Raw genomic sequence first — 25,518 nt, 5'->3', positions numbered from 1 at the left:
TTAGCTTGTCGGGGCCGTGCCGCCAAGCATAGCACTGTCTCGTTTCTGCCTCCACGCTCCGCGCCGCGCGCTGTGGAGGACTCAGAATGACAGCTCCGAAAAGCCGTCACACAAAATGTATTGACTGGCAGATCCTTCTCACGTGAAGTCTGTACGTTCGCCTGATGGCGCGTTTCTTCTTGAAGATCGTCCGTACGATCCTGGTCCGACTGAAGTACGTTGGACACAGGAACTAATTCTCACAAGTCGAGACAAAGGAGAATTACTCAGATTGCCAGGCATCACGTGGGAGGGTGACGTTACGTTCCATAAGAGCGACTCCTTGGAAATGACGTTAGTCGATCATGGTCAACGAACCCGCATTCGTATTGATTTGCGTGATCAGACCTATATTCTCCATCCCCACGATTATCCAGCGCCTCTGGATTCGTTGTCGACGCACTTGTTCAACCAGTTCGTCAATCAGCAAACCTACTCTCATCCTGACGCACCAGTTTCTCGCGGGCGTTTATTCGGACGACTGCTGCTGTTTCTGGCGAGTTGCGGTTTTGTTGTGATGGGTATTCTCGCTTTTATGAAAGCTACCACTACTGCTGACCGATGGAAGATATTCGGAGTAACGACATTTTTCCTTTTGTGTACGTGGATTTCCTTCGATGACCTTCGCCGCACACGTTTGAAGAAGTAGCAGTGCTCGTGCCCTTCCCCACCGAGTCGCTGTCGTTTATGGTTCACGCCGGAGATGACCTATGCGTGAAACCTCTCTAGCCACCATGATCCTGCAACGGTCTGAACGGTACGGCACCAAACCAGCCATGCGTACGAAACAACATGGCCACTGGCAAGATTTGTCGTGGCAATCGCTGGGAAAGAAAATTGTCCGTACCGCGCAGGGACTCACTGCACTAGGGTTCCGTCCTGGTGATCGTCTCGCGATTCTCGCCGATAATCACCCAGAATGGGCAATTATTGATCTCGCCTGTCTCTACCTTGGTGGCGTAGATGTGCCGCTTTATTTGACTAGTCCCGTCACGGATCTGACGTACATCATGAAAGATGCTGGCGTGACGTTCCTCGCGGTTTCTGGACGCGAGCCGCTCGCCAAAGCGTTGAAGATCGCGAGCGACCTCCCGACGCTGACGCATCTTATTCTGCTCGATGAAGGTCCGAAGGAAGAAACGCGTCTTGGCCAACTTCCAAGCTTGAGTCTCGACGGTGTCATGGCTCGTGGCGAGACATCCGGGGGCTCGTCACAACCAGTGCCAGATCCAGGACTCGCGACGATCATTTACACATCGGGGACCACGGGTGTTCCCAAAGGAGTGATGCTCAGCCACACCAACATTCTCGCCAATACCCAAGATGCAACCGCAATTCTACCCATCACTGAGGAAGACATCACCCTCTCGTTCCTACCACTTTCGCATGGCTTTGAGCGTACTGCAGGGCTCTACACGATCCTGCGAGCTGGAGCGTGCATTGCCTATGGTGGAGGTACGGTCACCATCACCAAAGATCTCGGTGAAGTGAAACCTACCCTCTTCTGTTGTGTGCCACGGGTGCTTGAACTGGTCTATCGGCGCCTACTCAGCGAGCGAGAAAACGCCAGTTTGCTCAAGCACAATATCTTGAGTTGGGCAATTAACGCGGCCAAAGCTGCCGGTCCGTTGCGTGTGACTGAGCAAGCTCTACCCTTCGCCTTAGGACTGCGGCACCGCCTGGCCGATCGGCTGGTCTTCCATAAACTACGTCAGGTGTTAGGTGGCCGCACCCGGTTCTTAGTTTCTGGAGGTGCGCCGTTGAGTGCCGAGATTGCTCGCTTCTTCTATGGCGTCGGCATCACGGTGTATGAAGGGTATGGCCTTACAGAAGCAGGGCCTGTGGTGTCCTGTAATATTCCCGGCCATACCCGACTTGGTACGGTCGGTCGTCCATTACCGCAAGTTGAGGTGAAAATCGCCAACGACGGCGAAATCTGCGCACGTGGCCCCAACATCATGCAGGGCTACTATAACAAGCCGACAGAAACAGCGCAGATGATCGACGAACACGGTTGGCTCCATACTGGCGACATCGGCACAATTGACACTGACGGTTACATCACCATTACCGATCGTAAGAAAGACCTCTTGATTCCCTCCAATGGTGAGAACGTTGCACCCCAACCGATTGAAGGGCAACTGAAACAAGATCCACTGATCGAAGAAGTCTGCCTGATTGGCGACAAGCGCCCATATGTCACCGCGCTGATTGTCCCCAATCGCGCTTTACTCGAAACGCTTGCGCAAAAGCACGCTACTTCCCATGCCTGGCCAGACCTGTTGCAACAAAAAGAATTTCGCACGCTCTTCCGCCGTCGTATCGATGAGATCAATCGGGCGCTGCCGTTATATGCTCGCATTCATCACTTTACGTTGTTAGCTGAGCCATTCTCACAAGATCGTGGAGAACTGACTCCTACGCTCAAGGTCAAACGTCGAGAAGTGATGCGCACCCGCAGTGCCGACATCGAAGCTATGTATCCGCCCAGCACTGTTCCAGTTGACAGCTCTTCGGCAAGCAGATAGCCGGATGAATCACATGAGTACTATAGTAGATTCCGCCGCTGATCTTTCCCTGTCCCCTGAGAGGCGCGAGATTGTTGATAATCTCGATTTATTGCTCGACGTGTTACCTCTCCCGGTGCACGATGCCTTGACACACCGACCACATTTGCAGGACTTGGTCGAGGTCGTGCTGGACTTAGGGCGACCACCCGAAGCACGCTACGGTGAGCAAACTGTATATCTCTTTGACACGCCCGTCAGTCGTGAGGATGTACATTTTACCGTCACTCGTGTCGGCGCGTTCACCCACGATAACCGGGCTGGCATTCCACGCACGCTGCATCGCATCTCAGCGATCCGTAACCGCACGGGTGAAGTGATTGGCTTGACCTGTCGCGTGGGTCGCGCGATTTTTGGCACGGTCAACATCGTCAAAGATATTGTCACGCAGGATAAGAAAAGCATTCTCCTGCTTGGCCCGCCGGGAGTGGGAAAGACCACCCTGCTGCGTGAGGTGGCACGTATTCTTGCTGACGAAAGCAACAAGCGTGTGATCGTCGTTGATACCTCAAATGAAATTGCCGGAGACGGCGATATCCCGCACCCAGCGATCGGTCGCGCTCGCCGGATGCAGGTCTCGTCACCGGATTTACAACATAAAGTGATGATCGAAGCGGTCGAGAATCACATGCCGGAAGTCATCGTTGTTGACGAAATCGGGACGGAAGCCGAAGCATTAGCCGCGCGTACGATTGCCGAGCGTGGCGTGCGTTTGGTGGCCACTGCGCATGGCAGTGCGCTGGAAAACCTGGTGCAGAATCCGACCCTGGCCGATTTGATTGGCGGGATTCAATCTGTCACGCTTGGTGATGATGAGGCACGCCGCCGCGGGACGCAAAAGACTGTTCTGGAGCGCAAAGCCCCGCCGACATTCGACGTACTGATCGAAATTCATGACCGTGCCCATTTTGCCGTGCATGCCGATGTCGCCGAGGCCGTCGATGCGTTCCTGCGTGGACGCGCGTCTCGCATTGAAATGCGGGCCCGCGGTGACGATGGTCAAGTAGAAATCACCCATACAACACCGTCGCTGCAACTCGCTACCGCAGTGCCGAGCGAACCGCAAAGCGAGCGTCGCAAAATCCTGCGCATCTTTCCCTATGGCATCAATCGCCAACGCCTTGAGCAAGTCATCATGGATTTACAAGTGCCAGCACGGGTCGTTTCCCACCCAACCCAGGCAGACATGGTGCTCACGGTGCGCGGGCAGGTGAAGCGTCAGCCCAAAGAGTTGCGTTTCATGATTGAGCAGGGATTGCCACTGCACTCGCTGCGCAGCGATACGATGATGCAGATGAGTAAATTCTTGCGCGAACAGATGGCCGATGCGTTCCCCGAAGATCGGGCGGCACTGACAGAAGTCGAAGAAGCCATCGAGCAAGTCATCACGCAGCAACAGCCTATCGAGCTTGCACCACAACGACCACGCATTCGCCGCATGCAGCACGAAATGGTCAAACGCTACGGGCTTGTGTCAAAAAGTGAAGGCGACGACCCGTTTCGCCACTTGGTGGTGTATCCGGGACGATAGCAACGTAGCATGCGCTAGGCGCACGATTCTCCTCATTCCTCAGCCGACTTCGTCAACGTCAGCGACAACATCGGACGGGATAAGGAAGACACATAGGTGGCTTTGAATTGGTAAGTATCAAACAACTGAGATTCTAAATGCGACCCGCTCTCGCCCTCAGTCAGCGCCCGTTGCAGGACACGCTCAAGCCACAGCGCCACCGGTTCGCTCTCGGCCATAAACGTCTGTACCAATGCGTCGAGATAGCCGCGCGATCCTGAATCAATCCGTTTCTTTTGTAGATCGACCGGCAACCACAACACGATGACACCGAGATTCTCTTGATCTCCGCTTGCTTGTACGACTCCAGCTCGGTTTGGCAATGGCGCTTCTTGCGTTCCTTGCGTACTGCCGGCGCGCGAAGCAAACGCGATCGGAGCCGCTACTTTTTCAAGATTCTTCTGCAGCGTTGCCAGGGAAATCCCGAGGCGACGAGAAACGGCGAAATCCTGGGCCGAAGAGGAGGCTGCAAGAACTATCGCACCAACGAGAAAAAGAAAAAAAGAGAAGGATTTCACAAAAAAACCGCAGGGTTTTCGGGTAGAGAGTGGATTATGCCCCGTTCATGCTTCATTCCTTCGACGAGGCTCAGGACTTCAGCCCGAACGGGGACACTTTGATCACCCTACTATCGTGTCTCGCAAGTTCATGAGCGGTGAAATCGTAGGGCGCGTACCACGCGCCAGTCAGTTGGCGCGCTGCGCACGCCCTACAACTGCTCACGAAGTTATGAGACACGGTACTAGTACCCTTCATCCCGAGTCCTGAGCTTGTCGAAGGGTCGAAGGGTGGTCTACTCCACAGTCCTCTTTATTGCAAATAGAAAATCACCATTAGTGAATTGTCGGTCACTTCCCAATCACCATCGCCACAGTTGTCGTCCCCGAACCACCGATGTTGAGGGTCGCGATCTTCTTCGCGCCGTCAATCTGATACTCACCAGCGTGCCCGGTCACTTGCTTGAATGCATCCAACGCCTGGCGTGTGCCAGTCGCACCGACTGGATGGCCACAACCGATCAGTCCACCGCTAGCATTGATTGGCAGTTTCCCACCGAATTCAATCGTTCCCTCTTCCACGGCCTTCCATGACTCGCCGGGTTTGGTCATGCCAAAGTGATCGATCGCCATGTACTCAGAGGTCGTAAAGCAGTCGTGCGTTTCGATACCGTTCACACCCCAGACGTCAGCGATACCAGCGCGACGGAACGCATCGACGATCGCTTGGCGGGTGTGCGGCAACACGTATTGGCTGTTCTTGCTTTCAGCCACCTTGGTGTCAAAGCGCATCGGCGCCGTGCGATGACCCCAGCCGAGAATGCACGGCAGATCTTCGAGTTTCAGGCCACGACGTGCTGCGTACGCTCGCGCGAAGGATTCAGACGCGAGGAAGAGCGAAGCCGCACCATCGGTGACTTGCGAGCAGTCACGAACTTTCAACCGACCAGCCACTGGATTGGCGTACTTACCGCTGGTGAGATTCTGGGTCTCGTTGGTAAACCAGCCACGTGTCTGTGCCTGTGGGTTACGACGGGCATTGGAGAAGTTGATTTCGGAAATACGTGTCAGATGCTCTTCCTTGAGCCCGAAACGCTTTTCGTATTCATCACCAAGGCGACCAAACAATTTGGGAAAGGGAAACTCGACTCCCTTGGATTCGTGCTCATACCACCCTGCGGTCCCGAGAAAGTCACCACCAGTTGAAGGATCGACGGTCTTCATCTGCTCAACGCCGATTACCAAAGCAAGGTTATAACGACCAGCCTCGATTTCAGCCGCAGCCATCATGATCGAGACACTGCCAGACGCGCAGGCCGCTTCATGACGCGAGGTAGGAATCCCAGAGAGGGCCGGATCGATCTCGCCCAGGAAGCCGCCGAGATGTCCTTGTTTGCAGTAGAGTTCAGCCGCGAAGTTGCCGACGTGCGCGACGTCCACTTCTTTGGCGTCGAGGTGTGTCGAGGATAGCCCTTCGACAACCACTTCTTTCATCATTTCGACGACATCCTTGCCCTCTTTGAGCCAGTTACGGGCAAAGTCAGTCTGATGACCTCCGAGAATATACACAGGTGCGGACATGTTGAGCGCCTCCTCCATCGCCGAGCGCGATGGCTCGGGCGTGATCATTATTTTCCGCCAATCGGAATAGAAATCTCCTATCGTTTTGGGGGTAGCGCGTCAACGAGATTGCAATGCCGCGCGTACTCTGTGGAATAACGTTCGCTGAAAGCGAACCACAGAACGGTCGTACACTTGCCGTGAGAGCCCAGTGGACATGTCATTCTGAGTGTCGCGAAGAATCTCGCTGAGAGACCCTTCGTTACACTCAGGGTGATAAAGCGTGAGTACCAACCGTTTGTGGACTGGTTCAGGCTCCTCCTCACCGTTTCTTCGACTCCCTCTTACCCCACCATGCTCACCGCTTTACAGCCGCAGCAGGACCTTCAACGCACCACGCTGCGCCGCATGCTCGACAGCAGCCGGCCCTTCCTTGAGCGGGTACATGCGATCAATCAGTGGTATCACTCCAAGTTGTTGTCGTGCCAGCGCTTGCAACGCCGGAGCAAATGGGCCACACCGCGATCCCACCACCGTCACTTCGTTAATCACTAACGGTGCGAGAGAAAGAGCATGGGCTTGGGCGACGGTACTTTTCAGCACTAACGTGCCGCGCGGGCGGACGATGGACATCGCGTGAGCAAGGCCGTCGGTCGTTCCCGTGGCTTCGATGACGAGATCAGCAGGCTGCGGACGCCAATCGGTACCGGCAACCGTGCGTATCCCATACTGACGCAGAAGCGCGAGTTTCTTCTCGTGTTTCCCTACCACCGTCACCCGTGCACCGGCCAGATGGAGAACTTGTGCACACAGCATCCCAAGTTTGCCGTCGCCCAGGACAACAGCTTCCACGCCAGGTCTGAGATGGAGCTGTTCGATAATTTCAAAAGCCGCAGCAAGCGGCTCAGTAAAAACCGCCGCTTCGTCGGGCACGTTCTCAGGCACTTCATGGAGGTTGGCCACCGGGACTGCCAAGTATTCCGCAAAACTCCCATCGGCCTTCAGTATCCCCATCACCTGGCGATTCGGGCAGTGACGTCCCAGCCGTTGCTGACACCAGTCACACGTACCGCAAGCAAAATTGATCTCTCCCACCACGCGTTTACCCATCAACGTGGGTGCACCGTCGACGACCTCCCCCACAAATTCGTGCCCCAGCACTCCAGTAAAATCCATATAGCCTTTGAGAATTTGTAGATCAGTCGAACAGATCCCAGCGAGTCGCACGCGCACCAACGCCCACGTTTCTGGTCCCTGCGGCTCAGGGTATGACGCTCGGACTCGCAGTTGCGTGCCATCCCAGTGCAAGGCGTGCATGGCTACTCCTTCGGGCAACCGACAGCGCAAAAGCCGTGCCTCAGCCCAGGAGGGCAAGGGGCTAATTCTTTGTGCTGGGGCTTGCTTTTTTTGCGCCTAGGATATGGCGCAACGGGCCTCGTTGTAAGCCCATTATGAAAGACTCTGCTGATTCGGACTCAAAACCACGTTACCGCTTTCCTTCTCCAGGGTATTGCGGGCTTACGCGCTATCCTTCCCCTGTCATCGCCTACCGCTCTCGCCTGCTGTGACACATTATGTTTGGTATTGAAGGGGCAGCTTCTTCTTACTCTGTTCCTTATTTCTACCAACGCATTTTTGTGGCAGCAGAATTCGCCAAAAAGGTCGTTATCAAAAACTCCGCTGATTTACTCAAAATCAAACGCGAAGCCTTGTTCGTTCCCGGCAGCCGTCCGGATGTGCTGGTTTGTCCAGCCGTGCGAGAGTGCGCCGCCTTGCATTGCTGACACGGGGAACGCTATACCATCACCTACACAGCAAGGAGGGCGACAATCATATGACAACTGCAGTGCAACAGGCTCCCATGCTCGCGGGCATCAGGGTTCTCGACTTCACCCAATACTTAGCTGGCCCAACCGCCACGCGCCTGATGGCCGAATTAGGAGCCGAGATTATTAAAGTTGAGCAAGCAAAAGGCGGCGATCCGTCACGCGCCCTACCGTTCATTAAAGACGGGCGTAGCATCTATTTCATCCAACAGAATCGGGGCAAGAAGAGCTTCTGTGTCGATTTCAGTAAATCGGAAGGCGTCGAACTCGTACGTGCCCTGATTCCTCACGTTGATGTCGTCATAGAAAACTACGGTCCTGGGGTCATGGAAAAACGTGGGCTTGACTATGCGTCTCTGCAAAAAATCAACCCACGTGTCATCATGTGTTCGATTTCCGCGTTTGGTCGCAAGAGTCCCCTCTCTCACCTCACAGGCTATGACTATATTGCCCAGGCGTTTTCTGGACTGATGCATATGACTGGTGATCCCGACGGTCCACCACGTTTTATGGGGGTCGCCATTGCTGATGGCATCGCCGGAGTGAATGGGTTTGCCGCGCTCGGCTATGCGCTCTTCCATCGCGACCGTACCGGCCAAGGACAACACGTCGATATTGCCATGGTCGACGCTCTCTATCACATGCATTCCGTTGAACTGCAGATGTTCGCCGCGAGTAAGGGCACCTATAAGCCAATGCGCTTTGGCGTGCATCACTACATGGGCTGTCCGCAAGGCGTTTTCAAAGCAACGCAGGGATACATTGTCATCCTCGCGCTGGATCGCCAATGGTCGAATGTGTGTAACGCGTTAGGAAAACCGGAGTTGGTCAATGATCCACGATTTTCTTCGGCTGGACGGCGCGGGAAGAATCAAAAGGAGCTGATCCCGATGATCGAGGCGTGGCTCCAATCCTTCCCTACCGATGAAGCTGCACTAAAAGCCTTAGCCGACCATCGCGTGCCCGCTGGCCCAGTGATGTCGATTGAAGATACTGCAACACACCCCTACTTCATTGCCCGAAAAATGGTCCGGCAAGTACCAGATGCCCTGCTTGGGGAGGTCACCATTCCGGGATTTCCATTCAAGTTCTCGGCGTTTCCTGACGAACTCGACCTCCGCGCACCTGTCCTCGGCCAACATAACGAAGAGGTGTTAGGGCAACTGCTTGGACGAGCACAGGATAGCCTTGCGCCACTTTACTCACAAGGAGTGTTGTATAAAGGGGAGAAATAATTGGCGGTAGGGGTTGGGAGTTGGTCAAGGATGAAAGCGTGTTTCCTCTGCTCTCAAGCTTTTGTGACAAACCATGTTGTCCGTCATGGTAGTCCATAGAGCTTTGCCGCATTGTCCCGCAATAAGAGGTGCGCCAGACGTAGCGCCTCTGCTTCGTCGCAGCGCTTTTCCTGGACCATCTCGCTCAAGGCGAGGGCGAGCGCTTGTCGACCATTCTCGGTCGCTAACCAATAGACCTCTTCCGCTCCGATGAGCTCGTTCACCACACGAGCATCGGTCGCGAAGAGTACTTTTTCCGGCTGCAACGACAGCCACTGTTTGAATATCGCCGCCAGGTCAGATGGATAGTGCAGCAATGTGAGCCCGGAGGTGTCAACAAAAACATTGGCATTCGTCGCCAAGAGGATGGCTTCCTGAGTAAAGGGAGCACCACCTTGCAGCAAGACAAATCTGGTCTGGCGGAACTCGTTAGCAGTGACAACGTTTTCCAGTAGCAATGGATGCGCGCCGTTGAGGCGAAACCCTTCGTTCATCCCCGCTCCGGTATGAATATGAACGGGTAGCCCAAACCTCGTCGCTTCCCGTAGCAGGAAGAAGAACAAATAGTTCTGTAACTTGCGGTACTCTTCTTCGGGAACATCGGTTGTGTTGCGGTATCGCTCATAGATGCGACGCGCCTGACGTGGAGAAACATCATCAAAGGCTAATGGCCGCAAATACGCAGCCGCAAACTTCACCGCAACCGCACCGTCGGCTTTCAGACGGCTAAAGCTTTCGTGGACAAACCGGAGATACGCCTCAAAGGTGCGCGGTCGGCTGGTCTCAACCAGGTCGTAGTACTTCTTGAGTAACTTCTCATAGCAAGAAAAGAAAACCGCAGACTCGGGACCCTGCTTTTTGTAGACACTATTGTTGAGCGGAAAAAGGTAAGCGTCGAGAAAAGGAACCCATTTGAAGCGTGTCCGGTCGAGTGGTGTCCCGGCCATGTCCACTCGATTGGCCAACGATAGCGAAATCCCAGCCTTATTCAGGACAGTGTTGAAGTAATTTACCTCCGGTGCCGTGCGCTTCTTGCGTTTCAAGGTGGCCAATTCGCGCAGATGGTCCAAAGAGAGATCAGCGTGAGGATATTCATACAAGGCATGAAACGCCGGAATAAGCTCCAGGTTGGTCGGGCGCAACCGAAAGGGCAACGTCCTGGCAACGGGAGAAGCGACGCCGGTCGAGTCAAAGGTCAAGGCATCCATTTCCACGTCCCCAGGGAGTGCGGGGTGCGCCTGGTTATCGATGATTGGTATTTGTCGGATGGCTTTGAGTAATCGCGCCTGGAGGGAGTCTGGGTGAGAAACAGGCGTCGCCTGTGCGCTAGCCTCACGTCCACCAGCTATGGTCAACAGCAGTATCAGCAGAAACAGCACGCTTCAGACATAACACGTTGTTGGATTCGGAGTCTAGAGTAGCGCATTCTGGTGGAACTTCGCGGCGGTGATCACCCCGAACTTGCTGTGGCGCCACTGGTGTGGTAGGCAGCGGTCACACCACCAGGTTGTCGGGTGAGTGAAACCATACTGCGAATAGAGGAGGCTTTTATGATTTCCCTGAGCGATTATACCTCTTACGATGGGCTCGGCCTTGCTGACCTGGTTGCACGCAAGCAAGTGAAAGCAGAGGAACTTGCCGCTGCGGCCTTACAAGCAATTGAAAAGGTCAACCCGCAACTCAATGCGGTCTTACAGACATTACCGACGCAAGCCAACGACGAAATCAGGAAAAGCCTGCCCCAAGGTCCCTTCACTGGCGTGCCTTTTCTCATCAAAGAACTGGTACTCCACGCTAAAGGCGTCCGCTGCGATATGGGCTCGAAATTCGCCCAAGGGTTTACTCCCACAGACGACACGGAGCTGATGGCACGCTTCCGGCGAGCAGGGCTGGTGCTCGTCGGCACAACCCAAACCCCGGAACTCGGTTACAACCCGACAACAGAAACAACCCTCTTCGGTCCAGTCCATAACCCGTGGGATCTCACGCGCAGTGCAGGTGGTTCGAGTGGCGGCTCCGGCGCAGCAGTCGCAGCAGGGGTCGTGCCTCTTGCACATGCAAATGATGGTGGCGGCTCCATCCGTATTCCAGCGTCCTGTAATGGCCTCGTCGGTTTGAAACCCTCGCGCGATCGTATTCCCACTGGCCCTGACTATGGCGATCCATTGTGTGGGCTCGCCTGTGAATTCATCGTCTCTCGAAGCGTGCGAGATTCTGCGGCGTTACTTGACTGCGTTGCTGGTGCCGACGTTGGCGCTCCAGGTGCTCTCACCCTCCCTACTCCATCCTATCGTGAGCAGATTCAGAATTTCCCTGGAAAACTCCGCATCGCATGGACAACGACACCGGCATCAGGAGCGAAAGTGTCTCCGGACTGCGAGAAAGCGGTCCATGAAACAGTGCGCCTCTTGGAGAGTTTAGGCCACACGCTCATTGAAGATCGACCACGATACGACTGGCACACGTTCTTAAACAACGTCCACGTCATTTGGACGGCATTCACGACGGCAATGGTTGATGAGGCTGGGGCTGCGCTTGGTCGCAAACCAGGTCCAGACAACCTCGAAGCCGTTACGCTGGCCTGTTACGAGGATGGCAAGCGCTACTCAGCAGCAGACCTGGTCAAAGCGATGGCCTACAACAATACCCTCTCGCGCCAGATTGGGGCGTTTTTCCAAACGTGCGATGTCTTCCTCACGCCGACAATTGCCCAGCCACCAGCGCCTTTAGGTGAAGTGAATCAGAATCGTCAAGGCCTGACTGCTATGGAGTGGACACAACAAGTCTTTACCTATGTTCCATTCACCCCAGCCTTTAACTCAACCGGGCAACCGGCAATGTCGTTGCCACTCCACTGGAATGCGAATGGACTGCCGATTGGTGTCCAGTTCGTTGGCCGCTTTGGTGACGAAGCAACGTTGCTGCGCCTGGCGGCGCAACTCGAACAGGCCAAGCCGTGGGCTGGAAAGCGGCCTCCAGTGCATGCAGCAAACTAAGACATATTTCAAGTCTTTAGCGATGCTCGACGCGTAGCGTGCACGGCGCGCACGCTACGATGCTGTTGATCTATCAATAAGTGATCTTCGCGAAGTCAACGCCAGGAAGGACATCATGAACGGCACCAAATTCATTCTCGAAGAACAACGCATGCCCAAGTTCTGGTACAACATCAATGCCGACATGCCCGCGCAGATGTCTCCGCCTCTCCATCCGCAAACGAAAGAGCCTGTCACGCCAGAATTCCTCAGCGTCATCCAACCACTGAGCCTCATCAAACAAGACGTCAGCACCGAGCGTTATATTGAAATTCCCGAGCCTGTACGTGAAATCTACAAGCAGTGGCGCCCTTCGCCGTTGCACCGCGCGCATCGGCTGGAAAAAATTCTCGATACCCCTGCCCACATTTACTATAAGAACGAAGGTGTGAGTCCGGTTGGTTCGCATAAACCGAATACGGCGGTGGCGCAGGTGTTCTTTGCCAAGCAGGATGGAGTGAAAGCGCTCACCACCGAAACCGGAGCAGGACAGTGGGGCTCATCACTCGCGATGGCGTGCAATTTCTTCGGCTTAGATCTCGAAGTCTATATGGTGCGGATTTCGTACCAGCAGAAACCGTATCGTCGTAATCTCATGGAGACCTACGGCGCACGAGTGTTTGCCAGTCCTTCGGAGCGGACAGAGTGTGGACGCAAACTGCTGGCGCAAGACCCCGATCATCCAGGCTCTCTCGGGACCGCCATCTCCGAGGGTATTGAGGCAGCAGTGACCTCAGGAGGCGCAAAGAAATATAGCCTCGGCTCGTGCCTTCCGCACGTCTTGCTCCATCAAACAATCATCGGCGAAGAAGTGCTGTTACAGATGGAAATGGCGGGCGAGTATCCTGACATCGTCATTGGCTGCGCCGGCGGCGGGTCAAACTTTGCCGGGATCGCGTTCCCATTCGTGCGTGAGAATCTTCGCAATGGCCAAAGGACCCGCATTATCGCCGTAGAACCAGCGGCGTGCCCGACGCTGACCCGTGGTGCATTCACCTATGATTACGCTGATGCAGTAGGAATCGCGCCCATCATCAAGATGTACACCCTCGGCCATGCGTTCGTCCCGTCGCGTATCCACGCCGGAGGTTTGCGCTATCACGGCATGGCTCCGCAAGTGAGTGCCTTGCGCCATGCTGGACATATCGAAGCGACAGCCTTGGACCAATTAGCAACATTTGAAGGCGGCGTCATGTTCGCGCGGGCAGAAGGCATTATCCCTGCGCCTGAGTCGAACCACGCAGTGCGCGCGGCAATCAATGAAGCTCTGCACTGCAAAGCGAGTGGCGAAAAGAAAGTGATCGTTTTCAATCTCAGCGGCCACGGTCACTTTGATATGTCGGCTTACGACGCCTATTTCAGTGGCAAACTCGAACGTCAGGAGTATTCCCAACAAGAGCTAGAGGTGGCGTTGCAATCAGTGCCTGAGGTACCGAAGGTATCGGCCTTGTAGAGACGTCCCGAGGGGCGTCTCTCTCGTAGGATCACCTAAAATGGCACCGACACGCCCTCTCCTTCGTCATTCTCCTTATCGACCACCGTCGTGCGCGCAGAGGTATAGTTGCCATTCGGATAGAACAGGTAGCCTGTCACAGTTTGTCCAGGTGCGATCGTGAGCTCTCCACGCAACGCTTTTCCTTGACCAGCAGCAGGAGGTGCAGACGGAGCAACGCGCCCTCCTCCCGCGGGCATTGCGAATACCTGATCGGCATCGAATCCGTATGGACGTGATGTGTTGTTGGTAATCATCACTTTTACCGGCAACACCCCACTCGCAGGCAGGTCAATGCCAAGCTCGATGCGAGATTCTACACCATTGAGCTTGGTCATCTTCACAATCAGACCTTTTTCGGACACTTTCGCGGCACGCACTTCACTTTCGCGGACAAGCGTAAAACTGCGACGGAATTGGTTATAGAACTTATGCGGGTTGTCCGCATTCACAAGCTGCGGAATAGGAAGCCCCCCTTCCTGTCCTTCAACGGAAGCTCCCCCTCCACTATGGCACTCGATGATCACTCTCCCGCCGCGAGTCCCATCTCTCTCAGCAATGATCTCACCAGGCTGACCAGGTTTCGCGACCGTAACCGACGTGATGTTGTAGTCCATCACTTTCACCGTCTTGTAGGCGATGCTATTGGCTTCCTCACAAGACAGAGTTGAGTCACTGATTCTGGGCGAGGGTGGGGGCGGTCGCTCGATAGTGGCATGATGTGGCACTTGCTGCGGCGCACAGCTCGCCAGGAGCGCACTCCAACCAAGAACACATAACGGCAAAATTTTTCTCATTACTATCACTCCTTCCCCCAAAGGGCATCTCTTTTATAGCAAGTTTCTCTCTGCGCAGCACGAATCCTCCCTCCTTTTTCGTTCCTGACAAAGCGTGTAGACTCGCGCGGCGGAGAACCAAGTGCTGAGTTAAGAGTGACGAGTTAAGAGTAAAAAGATAAAATCCACTGAGAGCTTCGATTCCCCTCATTACTTCTTCACTCTTAATGCTTAATTTTTCAATTGCCGGAGGCATACCGTGGAATTCAAAGAAGTCGTTGGACGGAGGCGGTCGATTCGTTACTTTCTTCCCTGGAAACCGGTCGCACGCGAGAAGATTCAAATCGTTCTTGAAGCGGCGCGCTTAGCCAGTCGCGCAGGGAATGCAGATTTCGCCAGAGCGATCGTCGTCGAACGCGACAAACTGTCCAAGGCAGATTTGCAGGCACTCACACTGCCTGTGAATGCTGGCATGATTGAGATGGCCCCGGTACATATCTATTGGTGGGGAGACCTCCAGGCTTTCACCCGTGACATGCCATCACGCGCGACCGAACAGGTAAACATGGGCGTACTGAATATCAGTCACGGCTGGACCCACAAGTTCGTGAACGAGGTCGCCTATCCACAGGTCGTGCAAGTCTTCAGCTCAGATCCAGTGCTCAATGCCAAAGTGACAGGCTGTGAAGCAGGCCTCGCAATTTCTCAAGCCCTGCTTGCCGCGGTTGATGAAGGTTTAGGAACGATGTTGTGTACCTATCCCGAAGGTCCCGCTCGTCAGGTGCTCGGCGTACCCGATCATTGGACGTCACTTTGGGTGCAGTTTCTTGGCTATCCAGCAGAAGGATGGGAAGCCGGTGGACAACGGCCACGTCCACCGTTGGGTTCACTCTTCCATGAAGGAAAGTACGGCACCCCGTTCCGTGGTTCAGAAGAGACGGTGGCGCAACTCCGCGCGCAAAAGATGTTACAAGACCCGGCACCACTACCGTGGCGCAAAGAAGAAGTGCGCGCGGTGAGTCGGATGTTGGGGTTACCGGAGGAATAGTCCAGAGTCTAGCGTCCAGTGTCCAGTGTCAGTAGCGTGCGCTATGCGCACCAAGCAAACATACGGAGAGAAATTCGAGCAGAGAGATTCGCAGCTATGAATATTGAGTTGAACACATCTCAAACCGTCCAAACCTGGTTACAAGGCGTCCATGAGCAGTCTGGATCTACTCCTGAAGCTGATACGAAACGCCTGCAGATCTTGGCCGAGTTTTGTGCCCAGGTAGAAAAGCAACCCGACGAAATTATCGACGACTGCTTACGCGATGTGGATGGTGGGGGTAAGAAGATTCGCGCCAAAGGCCGGCGCTTCTACGCAGACAAGATCAACGAATTTGAACAGCAAGCCACGGGCAGTTCAGGAGAAAAACGCCAGAAAGCAAACTATATTCGTAGCTTTTTGATTCACAATGGAGTGTTGATGCAGACCAGTCCGCTTGCCTGAGGACTGAGGGAAAAAGACTGAGGGTTGAGTCAACGCGACATTCTTTTTCCCACTCAAAACACAAAACACTCGTACACTTTACGGCACAGCTAATCGGTCCAGTCATTCTGAGCGGCGCGAAGAATCTCTCTGCGAGACCCTTCGTTTCACTCAGGGTGACACATCGAGGGACCAGGTCCTTGTGATCCGGCCTACTCAGTCCTTATTCCTGCGGTTGTCCTTCACTCTTTGTATATACTTCTTGAGATCTCGCATTGCAGCAACGATTTGCTCAAGTGAATAGTTCGCGTTGCGTGGGCTAGTCGAGGGAATCACGAAGGCAGCGGCTCCACCAAATTGTCCAGGTTGGGCTCCCAGGCCGCGCTTCTCTCCACAACAAATCTGATAGCCAGTGAGCCCGACAAAGCACACAACATGGGGCTGATAGCGAACAATTTTCGCTTCGAGTGTTTTTGCACCAAGGATGAATTCCCGTCGTGCCAGCTCGTGTATGCCTCGGGTCGGTCGCTTGACGATATCGGTGAGACCAATCCCCCAATCGGGTAACCGGACATCGTCTTCAGGTCCGACGGGCTCTGGCACCAAACCAGAGGCAGACAAGGCAGTCCAAAACCGATTCGGCTTGAAAGCAAAGTAATGGCCGACCTGGGCAGAGTAGAGTCCTGGGTTGAGACCAATAAAGGCAAGGTCGAGCCCTTCTCGTAAATAGTCAGGCAAGGTCTCTCCCTGCCATTCCTCCGTACTCTTCGGTCGCTTGGGCATACCGTGCTCGTTTGCTGTCGCTACCCACTAACCGTGAAGCCACCTTGCGCGAGCAGGTGATCGTAATACCGTTCGAGGGCGCGATTGGAGCGTACGAACAATAGCGAGCGTAGAATAATGCCATAGACTTGGGTGCGGGCGATCTTTACCCGCGCTTGCGGATCAAGTAACTGCGGCGAACGGCGGACAAGCGCAAGAGTCGAGATGCCAATGAGCAATGGCCAGGCGCATGCAAGCCGTAATCGCCATTCACGACGTGGGATCGCGCGCGTATATGCCCATCCTTCACGGTAGTGACTTAAAGTGAGATCCAGGAGGGCATTGAGCACCGGACGTACTTTCTCCACAGCCTCAGGGTTCAGCAAATCCTGGGGCTGTACACCAAGGGTAGCGAGTTCCGTACGCGGCAAATAGCAGCGTCCGATCCGCAGGTCTTGGGCAATGTCGCGAAGAATATTCGTCAGTTGCAACCCTTTGCCAAAGCGAATGCCGCGACTTTCCATGAGCGAGGCCTCCCAGCGCGATAACGCTGGGACATGCGTCATAGTGACACGAGTCCAAAACTCACCAACACATCCGGCAACAAAATAGGCGTATTGATCAAGGTCATGACGAGTTTCGAGCGCCTGCACACGCCCTTCATGCTCGCCGGGAAAAGCGGTCAAATCGAGCTGCATTCCTTGCGTGAGCGTCAGAACTAGATGGCGAATATGTTGCTGATCACTGAGGGGTAACTCAGCCAAGAGACGAACACACTCTGGCAAACGAACCAGCAGTTCACGCTCTGCCGGGTTCTGTTGTTGTGCGGACAACTGTTGCTGAAAGAGATCAGGGACAGAAATCGCGGACGCAGAAAAAAGAGCCCGATATTGATCAAGATACGTCCGTCGCTGTGCACGCGGCAACAGTGCTGTGTCTGCAATCGTATCTGCCGCTCGACAGAATAGATAGGCGAGACCGATTGTCGGTCTCACACGCTGTGGTAACACGCGGAGGCTGAGATAAAACGAGCGACTCACGCGTGGCAAAATGTGAGACAGAAGCTGTGTCGACGTTTCCGCAGACTGCATGGGCATCAAGAGATATGCCCATACGCGAAGAGCGTCAACCCAACAAGCCAGACGCGCGCAACTGTTCCACGGCCAAGCGTCGCATCGAGAAACGGTCTTTTTCCTCGGGGTTCATTTCGGCAAAAGTGTGATCGCTGCCCAGCGGCTGAAAGATCGCGTCCCAACCAAACCCCTGCGTTCCCCGCGGGGATTCAACGATAATCCCTGCCACTGTTCCAGCAAAAGCGCGATAGAAGGTCCCATCAAAATAACCAAACACTGTGGTTGCCATGGCGGTCCGATTCGTTTCCGCTCGCATCAAGCGACACAATCCAGCGTTGCCGAGTGACGACAAGAACCATTTCACCAACGCGCCCGGCAGCCCATTCCAGGCCGCACACGCCAGCCCAGTGTCTTCGACCAAGACCGGTGTATGAAGCGCTGCGTACGCTTGACGGGCTTTATGAGCGACCACCGGTTCAAGAGCGACCTCTTGAATTTCGTCCAGCGCGATTGCTGCACGCGCAAGTGGTCGCCCAAGTAGGCGGGTGACTTCGTTCAGCTTATTTTCACTACTAGTGATAAACGTGAGCGGCGGCGATGTCATGCTCATGAGCGGGCGGTTCGTCCTTCGTGTTCTGCGACTGCCACTCTTCGATTCCCAACAAGTTCCCGATCTCGAGCCGGGCCAGAGCCGGACCTTGGCCAAGACACGATATGCGGTGGTCGAGCAACTCATCAATGAGTTGAAACGGGATCGCGACTGTCCGACCTTTACGTAACCCAAGCCGGTAGGCACAACTCCAAATGCCCATTCCACTTAACAGGGAAAGAGCAACACCAATTGCCAGTGACTCCCACGGCATACGAGTGACTCCTTTCTCCCCAAAACGATGGAGGGGCTTAGTGTGAGGTTAACTTTTCAACCAATATCGCTGCCACTCAAGAAGGTGGGTCAGCGTCTCCAAGGAAGGCATGCGATCAACGTACACCTTTCCTTGCAGATGGTCGTACTCATGCTGGACTACCCTAGCATGGAAATCCACCGCAACAAAATCGAGGGGTTGGCCGTTGCGGTCGAGTGCTTCAACCCGCAATTCTTTGTAGCGTGGAGCGACTCCTCGCATCTCGGGAATGCTGAGGCACCCTTCCCAGCCGTCGACCGTATCTTGGGAGAGCAGGGTCACGCGCGGGTTGATCAGTACAGTGAGCGGCACCATAGGAGCATCAGGATAACGGGGGGGCCGGTTGACTTCGAGAACCGCGACCTGTTGCGACACATGCACCTGCGGTGCGGCCAAACCGACCCCATCGTACTCGTGCATCGTCTCGATCATGTCATCGATGAACCGTTGAAAATCGTGTGTGGTAATCACATCCACAGCAACTGGATCAGCCACACGACGCAGCACCGGATGTCCTAATCGCGCAACTTTCAGAATCGCCATTGCTTCCTCCTCCTCCACCTCTTCTACAACCACTCATCTATTTCCGTCGCCGCAGTTTGGTCGTCTCTGCACGTTGAAAGAGATACACGCGATGCCCTTGACGATATTGCAAGATTAACCGGATGAGTTCGTCACGATCAATCAGTACACAGCCAACTCGGCGCGCAAAGTGAGCAGCTCCCCACGAAGCGGCTCGATTCGTCACTATCAGAGATCCTCTACAGCCATAGAGTTTCATCTGGGCAAGGATCCGTACCATCTCGGGTCTGTACAAACGACGACGTCCCCGCAACACACGACAGGCAAGACTCTCGTTGCCATACATGACCAGGAAGTTGCCGTGGCGGTCATCAGTGTAGCCGGTTTTCAACACTCCGTATCCTTGGGCACGCAGCAGATCAGCCGCAAACCCCAGAAACTCCTCATCGCTCTGCATTACCACATCGTGCAACACCGCATCGCGTTCCCGATGGTGTCGCAGTGCCTCAGCAACTTGCCAGAGACCAAATCCGCCACACATCAGCATCAATGCCAGCAGCCAGTTCCCATGGAGCACCATCGTCACGAAGACGAACAACACCACGCCCGCAACCGCTCGCATACTCAACGAGCGCTGCGGCTGTCGTCGCCGCGGATTATCAACCTTGTCGATGGGATGGGTACTGCCCCGCATACACACGTCTCACGAAACCGACTCTCATATAGGGTAGACTACGAATTCTCTTCTTTGTAAACCTCTATCGGCAGAAATCGACAAAGGACAAGCCCTAGTCTCGAACGTTTGAGATGGCGAGATAGCGCAGCGGCGCGGGAAAATCAACAATGCCAAATGGCCTAAAATCGGGTCGTGAGAATGACCCCACCGATAACCATCGCCGTACCGACCATTTGTACCAGAGAAATGTGTTCACCGAGAACAAGCGCTGAAAAAACTAAGACGATTATGGGCATCAGGTTCATGAAAATAGCCGCGCGGTGCGGGCTCACTTTGACCAGGGCCTTCGAATACCACAACTGCGAGAGTGGCGAGAGGATGCACAAATATGTCACCGCCAACCCGCCAACCAGCGAGAGCTGTTGCACAATGGCTCCAGGAGGTTCGAGAAAGAGCAAGGGAAAGAGCAACACCGCGCCAGTGAGATACGAACTTGCGGTGGTCACAATCGCAGAGCGCCGCGAAAGCACCAGGCGACCATACACTGTGTACGTTGCCCAGTTCAGCTGACCGATGAGAATCAAGACATCGCCAAGATTGAACGATCGCTGCAGCAAAATTGTTAAAGATCCATGACAAATGATGGTCACCAGCCCGATGAAGGACAGCAGGACTCCACATCCGTTAATCAAAGAAAAGCGCTCTGCGACAAAGAGCCAAGAGAGAACGGCCACCCAGATTGGCGTCGAAGCGGAAATAATACCGGCGTTGGACGCAGTAGTCATGCGCAAGCCGAAATAAAAGAAGATGCCAGAGGCCATGACTCCCGTCAGCGCGAGAATCAACGTACTGCCGAATTCTTCGCGGAGTTCTGCCGTCAGATTGGAGGTCGATTTCCTCGCGAGACTGACCAATATCGCCGCGCCAACGATCGTTCGCAGGGCAATCAGTGGCAAGGGACTCACATGCTCAAGCGCGAGTTTCCCCACCGGGTAGTTGCCAGCCCAAATAAACGTCACAAAAAGTAAGAGAAGATAGGCCAAGGGACAGGGAAATTATCTGAACAACACAGATAGGTTAACGGGGGGTACGAGTGATGAGCCTGGTCATCATATAGCGCTCGTGGTCGACAAACCCAACCTTACGATAGACCCCATAGGCATTGGTGTTAGCGTGCTCCACTTCCAGATGCAGTGCGCGAACCCCAAGAATGCGACACTGCTCTTCCGCAAAAGCGAGAGCAGCGGTGCCGACGCCTTTGCCGCGCTGGCTAGAGTGCACATACACTTAATCAATAAACGCGTCACGGCCACCGTATTCCAAACTAAACCCCAGCGTGAGCACCAAATAACCCACAGCCTCATCATCGACCCCAATGAGCCAGATCCTGCCATACGCGTCATTACCAATCATCTCTGCTAATGCAGACCGTGCAACGTTTTCATCAAACGTCAGGTGATCAAACTCGTAGTATTCACGCATGAATTGCAGGAGCGTGGGAATATCGGCACGGGTTGCGGCGGTGAAGGTTGTAGCCATTATCCTTTGATGACGGCGAGAGGTTTAAGTTTCACCACCTTTTTACTGATCCCAGCCCGATCGACAACATCGACGACATTCGCCACATCTTTGTATGCGTATGGCATTTCTTCGGCAAATGTACCTTTGCCACGATAGCGGGCAATAACCCCAGCTTTGCCGAGTTCATCATCAAGATCGTGCCCTTTCGCCACCTTCTTTGCCTGAGCCCGGCTCATTAAGCGTCCAGCCCCATGACATGTCGAACCGAAAGTTTCGCTCATCGCTTTATCGGTGCCAACGAGGAGAAACGAATAGCGACCCATATCACCAGGAATGAGTACCGGTTGGCCTAATGGTCGCAGCAGTTCGGGAATTGCCGGATGGCCTGGACCAAAAGCACGGGTTGCACCTTTACGATGGACCCAGACCTTACGCTTACTCCCATCGATCTCATGGGTTTCAGGTTTGGCAATGTTGTGGCAAACGTCATAGATCCAACGCATGCCGAGATCACGCGATGAGATCTGCAATGCCTTAAGAAAAGCATCTTCAGCAAGATGCATCATCACCTGACGATTGACCCAGGCATAGTTCGCGGCACAGGCCATGGCCGCTAAATAGCGCTGTCCTTCAGGCGATGACACCGGTGCACAGGCCAGTTGCCGATCCGGGACTGTAATCTGGTACTTTTCCATCGCCTTGCCCATCACTTTCAGTGCATCTTCACAGGTCTGATGCCCTAAGCCACGTGAGCCAGAGTGGATGATGATAGCAACTTGCCCGACGGTCAGTCCTAACGCTGCGGCGACTTTCTCATCGTAAATTTCCTCAATACGATCGACTTCGAGGAAATGGTTGCCAGAACCAAGGGTCCCGACCTGTGTTAGCCCGCGCGAGAGCGCCTCGTCAGTCAACGCCTCAGGATCAGCACCAGCCAGGCAGCCATTCTCCTCAATGCGGTCAGCGTCTTCCGCACGACCATACCCACGCGCAATTGCCCAACGTACACCGTCAGTCGCGAGTTTCTTTTCTTCGGCTTTACTCAGCTTGGGAATCGCCCCTTCGGCGCCAACTCCACACGGGATCGAGGCAAACAGCGAATCAGCAAGTGCAGGGAGTCGTTTTTGAATGTCACTCTCTGAGAGCTTAGTCGCCACCAAACGCACGCCACAATTGACGTCAAAACCGATCCCGCCGGGCGTAATCGCACCCTCATCAGCATCAACCGCAGCCACACCACCAATAGGGAAGCCATAGCCCCAATGGATATCTGGCATCGCGAGCGAATAGCCGACAATGCCTGGCAGGTGCGCAACGTTCGCGACTTGCTCCAGCGAGGCGTCTTTCTGGATATCGTTCACCATCTCGCGAGATGCGTACACACGTCCAGGCACGCGCATGTTGCCCTGCTTGGGAATTTCCCACAGATAGTCTTCAACCTGTCGAATCTTTATCTCAGCCATAATCAATCACACATCAAAGATGACCCGTGCGGTCCAGCGCCCGTTCTCATTTCTCACTGAGAGTTGGTGATACGTCACGGCCTTCATTTCGGTTTCAAAGTCATGTCGTTCGTAGTCGAGTTTCTCGCCAGTAAGGCGCGCACGAATATGCGTCTCAGCAATTTCGAGGACAGTAATCGTCACGGCAATAAAGCCGTCTTGCAAAAAACGATGGAGCAAATGCGAAAGCCAGTCGTGGAACAGATTCTCCCACCCGTCGGCAGACACGGTCTCTTCGCGTACCTCACGTGCCTTCACTCCCTCAGGACGAACCATGAGAGAAAAGAGTGCCAATCCAGCACAGGAAAACAAATCCGCCGGGGAATCGGCCTCGACTTCGATGCCGAGGTCTGCGGTATGTTCAATCTCGTGAAAGTGCGGTTCTGCCATCTCGGCATTATAGGACGGCACCACACGCAGGGGAATCTACGTTTGCTCAAAACTGTACATCGAAACCTTCGCGCTCCTGACTCTTTTCTTCAGTCAAAGAACCACGAGCGCCAGTGTACGCGCCCGCGGGGTAATACAGATAGCCTTTGATACTGGTGCCAGGAGCAATGGTTTGACTGGCTAACGCTTGCGCAGGAAATCCGCCCTTAGATTCAGCCAGCGGCTTTACGCGAACTCCCATCGGAGACAACAGCATGACTTGGGTCACATCCAACTGATAGGAACGTTTCGTGCGATTGGCAATTTCAACCTGCACTGGCAGATAGGTCTTGCTCTCCGCCCCAAAGGCCATCTTCATCTCCGTTCTGTTCAGTGGCTTCATCGCTACATGCATCTGATTATCCGATGCCGGGATAGCCTCTGCCGCAACCATACCACGCTCGCCTTTGAAAACCGCATAAAACCCTTGGTAGAAATTCGAGATGGTGATGTAAAAATCTTTGTGCCGCGCCAACGGTCCGTCCATGGAGGTTTCCATCATCACGTTATGATTCGGCTCACATGAGATCGTGATCACTCCTGGTTTTTCCCCCTCTTTTGTCCCTTTGATGATTCCAGGTTTACCGATAGCCGCTGGGGTAAACTCGGTTACCTTGAAACCACGTCGCTCTACGGCTACGCGCGCGATGCGATTCCCTTGTTCACATGGGGGAACATCTGGAGAGGCATCAATTCGAACCCCCTCAGTACCACAGGTCAGGGTTACAGTCACCGGTTCCTTGTCTCCCCACAGCCCAGAGCGAGACGCTTGTAATACGCCGCCCTTGTTATCGGTCGCCGGGGTAAACGTTGTCACCTTATACCCCAACCGTTCAACCGCTTTGGTTGAGACTCGTTTTGCCTGATCGCAGGTCAGTAACGATTCAACGATAGGATACGACCACGCTGGAGGTGGCGGAGCCGTCAAGTTCCCGCGTTGCGGGATAAGGTCTTGGATAGTCTCTTCTGCGTAACAGTGAGCGTGCGTTATCATGAAGGACGCACCTACCAAGAGGACTGTCAGCCAAGCTCTGTTCTTCATAACGGTCTTCCCCTCCTTCAGAGAACCAGGTCTCCCTTGTTGTTCACCGACCATGAAAATTTGTCAACTCGTTACTCACTATCATACTGAATAAGCGAGACGACTTCACAGGGTGCAAGGCGTTGACGGCCAGGAAGAAAGGTCAGTTCAATGATAAACGCCGCAGCTATCACCTCACCGCGCAATTGCCGCGCCAGGGCAATCGTCGCTTCAGCGGTTCCTCCGGTTGCCAATAAATCATCAACGACCAACACCCGACTTCCAGGTGTAAACGCATCCTGGTGAATCTCCAGCGTATCTGACCCATACTCTAACGCATAACTGGCATCAAACTTTGCCGCGGGCAATTTTCCTGGCTTGCGTACGACCGCGATTCCACAGCCCAATTCATACGCCACAGCCGAACCAATCAGAAATCCACGCGACTCAATCCCGAGAACAATGTCGACACGGTTTCGATAGCGGTCGGCAACCGCCTTTACCGTATCACGCCAGGCTGGGCCGTTCGCTAACAGCGGAGTGATGTCACGAAACATAATGCCAGCCTTGGGAAAGTTTGGGACATCTCGGATATATTTCTTCAAATCTTGCATGTTGTTCTCTGTCTCCTTGTGAGAATCTACCGACTCGCGGGAGTATGCGATTGTAGGCTTTCCGTCAAGCCTGTCCTGAGTCCGGCAAAGAATCCGTCTGAGCGCAGCGAAGACTCCCTGCGAGAGACCCTTCGCTTCACTCAGGGTGACAGCGCGAGTGTACCAACTTTCATGGTCCGATTTAGTACCGTGCCTCGCACGTTCATGAGCGGTGAATTCGTAGGGCGCGTACCACGCGCCAGTCAGTTGGCGCGCTGCGCACGCCCATCCCTGTAAAGGTCTGAATCTTTCATGATTTCGCGGGTTCTGCTGAGATAGGCGCGTGTCGTGGGGAGAAACTCAAGTTCAGGGAGAGAGAAGGGAACACGCGATGATCTTAGGAGCATGCT

General features: G+C 54.3%; 25 protein-coding genes and 1 pseudogene. 9 read left to right on the top strand and 17 right to left on the bottom strand.

All coding sequences use genetic code 11. The features are described from left to right. Nucleotides 1-142 precede the first annotated feature (142 nt). From FJ147_15195 to FJ147_15185, 3 genes are all read left to right on the top strand, one after another. On the top strand, nucleotides 143-688 hold the full coding sequence (locus tag FJ147_15195) for a hypothetical protein (GenBank protein MBM4257232.1): 546 nt from the start codon (nucleotides 143-145) through the stop codon (nucleotides 686-688). Between the two features lie 61 nt (nucleotides 689-749). Further along, complete coding sequence (locus tag FJ147_15190; protein MBM4257231.1) at nucleotides 750-2,567, top strand: long-chain fatty acid--CoA ligase; 1,818 nt, start codon at nucleotides 750-752, stop codon at nucleotides 2,565-2,567. Nucleotides 2,568-2,580: 13 nt separating this feature from the next. Then, nucleotides 2,581-4,137: an AAA family ATPase gene (locus tag FJ147_15185; protein MBM4257230.1), complete on the top strand. Its 1,557-nt coding sequence runs from the start codon at nucleotides 2,581-2,583 to the stop codon at nucleotides 4,135-4,137. A 32-nt stretch (nucleotides 4,138-4,169) separates the two neighbouring features. On the opposite strand, the gene FJ147_15180 is transcribed toward FJ147_15185, so the two are convergent. From FJ147_15180 to FJ147_15170, 3 genes are all read right to left on the bottom strand, one after another. Then, complete coding sequence (locus FJ147_15180) at nucleotides 4,170-4,694, bottom strand: hypothetical protein (GenBank protein MBM4257229.1); 525 nt, start codon at nucleotides 4,692-4,694, stop codon at nucleotides 4,170-4,172. A gap of 330 nt (nucleotides 4,695-5,024) precedes the next feature. After that, the gene (locus FJ147_15175; GenBank protein ID MBM4257228.1) at nucleotides 5,025-6,254 is read right to left on the bottom strand and encodes a thiolase domain-containing protein; all 1,230 of its coding nucleotides are present in this window, start codon (nucleotides 6,252-6,254) and stop codon (nucleotides 5,025-5,027) included. Nucleotides 6,255-6,599: 345 nt separating this feature from the next. Continuing rightward, complete coding sequence (locus FJ147_15170; protein ID MBM4257227.1) at nucleotides 6,600-7,550, bottom strand: zinc-binding dehydrogenase; 951 nt, start codon at nucleotides 7,548-7,550, stop codon at nucleotides 6,600-6,602. A 257-nt stretch (nucleotides 7,551-7,807) separates the two neighbouring features. Between FJ147_15170 and FJ147_15165 the strand changes: the two genes are divergently transcribed. Together FJ147_15165 and FJ147_15160 are read left to right on the top strand one after the other, a co-directional pair. Further along, nucleotides 7,808-8,017, top strand: coding sequence for a hypothetical protein (locus FJ147_15165; protein ID MBM4257226.1), 210 nt, complete (start codon nucleotides 7,808-7,810; stop codon nucleotides 8,015-8,017). Between the two features lie 50 nt (nucleotides 8,018-8,067). Continuing rightward, nucleotides 8,068-9,294 (top strand): CoA transferase, encoded by a 1,227-nt coding sequence (locus FJ147_15160; protein MBM4257225.1) that lies wholly within the window; start codon nucleotides 8,068-8,070, stop codon nucleotides 9,292-9,294. An 83-nt stretch (nucleotides 9,295-9,377) separates the two neighbouring features. Here the strand turns inward: FJ147_15160 and FJ147_15155 are convergent, their stop codons facing one another. Beyond that, on the bottom strand, nucleotides 9,378-10,712 hold the full coding sequence (locus tag FJ147_15155; protein ID MBM4257224.1) for a hypothetical protein: 1,335 nt from the start codon (nucleotides 10,710-10,712) through the stop codon (nucleotides 9,378-9,380). Nucleotides 10,713-10,886: 174 nt separating this feature from the next. On the opposite strand from FJ147_15155, the gene FJ147_15150 reads away from it, so the two are divergent. Both FJ147_15150 and FJ147_15145 read left to right on the top strand, forming a co-directional pair. Then, complete coding sequence (locus FJ147_15150; GenBank protein ID MBM4257223.1) at nucleotides 10,887-12,329, top strand: amidase; 1,443 nt, start codon at nucleotides 10,887-10,889, stop codon at nucleotides 12,327-12,329. Between the two features lie 115 nt (nucleotides 12,330-12,444). Next, nucleotides 12,445-13,821 carry a TrpB-like pyridoxal phosphate-dependent enzyme gene (locus FJ147_15145; protein ID MBM4257222.1) on the top strand — a complete coding sequence of 459 codons (1,377 nt, stop codon included), beginning with the start codon at nucleotides 12,445-12,447 and terminating at the stop codon, nucleotides 13,819-13,821. 35 nt (nucleotides 13,822-13,856) lie between these two features. Here FJ147_15145 and FJ147_15140 read toward each other — a convergent pair whose 3' ends face one another. Continuing rightward, a complete protein-coding gene (locus FJ147_15140) occupies nucleotides 13,857-14,657 on the bottom strand; it encodes a DUF4352 domain-containing protein (protein ID MBM4257221.1) in 801 nt (266 codons plus the stop codon). Between the two features lie 238 nt (nucleotides 14,658-14,895). On the opposite strand from FJ147_15140, the gene FJ147_15135 reads away from it, so the two are divergent. Together FJ147_15135 and FJ147_15130 are read left to right on the top strand one after the other, a co-directional pair. Then, complete coding sequence (locus tag FJ147_15135) at nucleotides 14,896-15,684, top strand: hypothetical protein (protein ID MBM4257220.1); 789 nt, start codon at nucleotides 14,896-14,898, stop codon at nucleotides 15,682-15,684. A 96-nt stretch (nucleotides 15,685-15,780) separates the two neighbouring features. Next, complete coding sequence (locus tag FJ147_15130) at nucleotides 15,781-16,128, top strand: hypothetical protein (GenBank protein MBM4257219.1); 348 nt, start codon at nucleotides 15,781-15,783, stop codon at nucleotides 16,126-16,128. 195 nt (nucleotides 16,129-16,323) lie between these two features. Here the strand turns inward: FJ147_15130 and FJ147_15125 are convergent, their stop codons facing one another. The 12 genes and pseudogenes from FJ147_15125 to FJ147_15070 form a co-directional block, all read right to left on the bottom strand. Then, nucleotides 16,324-16,890: a mismatch-specific DNA-glycosylase gene (locus FJ147_15125; protein MBM4257218.1), complete on the bottom strand. Its 567-nt coding sequence runs from the start codon at nucleotides 16,888-16,890 to the stop codon at nucleotides 16,324-16,326. A gap of 20 nt (nucleotides 16,891-16,910) precedes the next feature. Next, the gene (locus tag FJ147_15120) at nucleotides 16,911-17,960 is read right to left on the bottom strand and encodes a phytoene/squalene synthase family protein (protein ID MBM4257217.1); all 1,050 of its coding nucleotides are present in this window, start codon (nucleotides 17,958-17,960) and stop codon (nucleotides 16,911-16,913) included. Nucleotides 17,961-17,994: 34 nt separating this feature from the next. Continuing rightward, entirely contained in the window at nucleotides 17,995-18,546 is a 552-nt protein-coding gene (locus FJ147_15115) for a non-canonical purine NTP pyrophosphatase (GenBank protein ID MBM4257216.1), read from the bottom strand. Next, nucleotides 18,515-18,805, bottom strand: coding sequence for a hypothetical protein (locus FJ147_15110; GenBank protein ID MBM4257215.1), 291 nt, complete (start codon nucleotides 18,803-18,805; stop codon nucleotides 18,515-18,517). The genes FJ147_15115 and FJ147_15110 overlap by 32 nt, the downstream gene beginning before the upstream one ends. Before the next feature lie 48 nt (nucleotides 18,806-18,853). Then, the gene (gene def, locus FJ147_15105; protein MBM4257214.1) at nucleotides 18,854-19,387 is read right to left on the bottom strand and encodes a peptide deformylase; all 534 of its coding nucleotides are present in this window, start codon (nucleotides 19,385-19,387) and stop codon (nucleotides 18,854-18,856) included. A gap of 37 nt (nucleotides 19,388-19,424) precedes the next feature. Further along, nucleotides 19,425-20,060, bottom strand: a complete 636-nt coding sequence (locus FJ147_15100) for a restriction endonuclease (protein MBM4257213.1) — start codon at nucleotides 20,058-20,060, stop codon at nucleotides 19,425-19,427. Nucleotides 20,061-20,221: 161 nt separating this feature from the next. Then, nucleotides 20,222-21,085: a DMT family transporter gene (locus FJ147_15095; GenBank protein MBM4257212.1), complete on the bottom strand. Its 864-nt coding sequence runs from the start codon at nucleotides 21,083-21,085 to the stop codon at nucleotides 20,222-20,224. Between the two features lie 34 nt (nucleotides 21,086-21,119). Next, nucleotides 21,120-21,581, bottom strand: a pseudogene (locus FJ147_15090) (GNAT family N-acetyltransferase). Then, nucleotides 21,581-23,026 (bottom strand): RtcB family protein, encoded by a 1,446-nt coding sequence (locus FJ147_15085; protein MBM4257211.1) that lies wholly within the window; start codon nucleotides 23,024-23,026, stop codon nucleotides 21,581-21,583. Before FJ147_15085 ends, FJ147_15090 begins: the two are co-directional and overlap by 1 nt. Nucleotides 23,027-23,032: 6 nt before the next feature. Continuing rightward, on the bottom strand, nucleotides 23,033-23,455 hold the full coding sequence (locus FJ147_15080; protein MBM4257210.1) for an archease: 423 nt from the start codon (nucleotides 23,453-23,455) through the stop codon (nucleotides 23,033-23,035). 46 nt (nucleotides 23,456-23,501) lie between these two features. Further along, nucleotides 23,502-24,536 carry a hypothetical protein gene (locus FJ147_15075; GenBank protein MBM4257209.1) on the bottom strand — a complete coding sequence of 345 codons (1,035 nt, stop codon included), beginning with the start codon at nucleotides 24,534-24,536 and terminating at the stop codon, nucleotides 23,502-23,504. Nucleotides 24,537-24,607: 71 nt separating this feature from the next. Continuing rightward, nucleotides 24,608-25,129 (bottom strand): adenine phosphoribosyltransferase, encoded by a 522-nt coding sequence (locus FJ147_15070; GenBank protein MBM4257208.1) that lies wholly within the window; start codon nucleotides 25,127-25,129, stop codon nucleotides 24,608-24,610. Nucleotides 25,130-25,518: the final 389 nt, after the last annotated feature.

This window comes from Deltaproteobacteria bacterium (genome assembly GCA_016874775.1).
Taxonomy (GTDB): Bacteria; Desulfobacterota; Binatia; order Bin18; family Bin18; genus VGTJ01.
The sequence above is the reverse complement of the archived record's forward strand: the minus strand, read 5'-3'. Positions and strand labels throughout refer to the sequence as shown.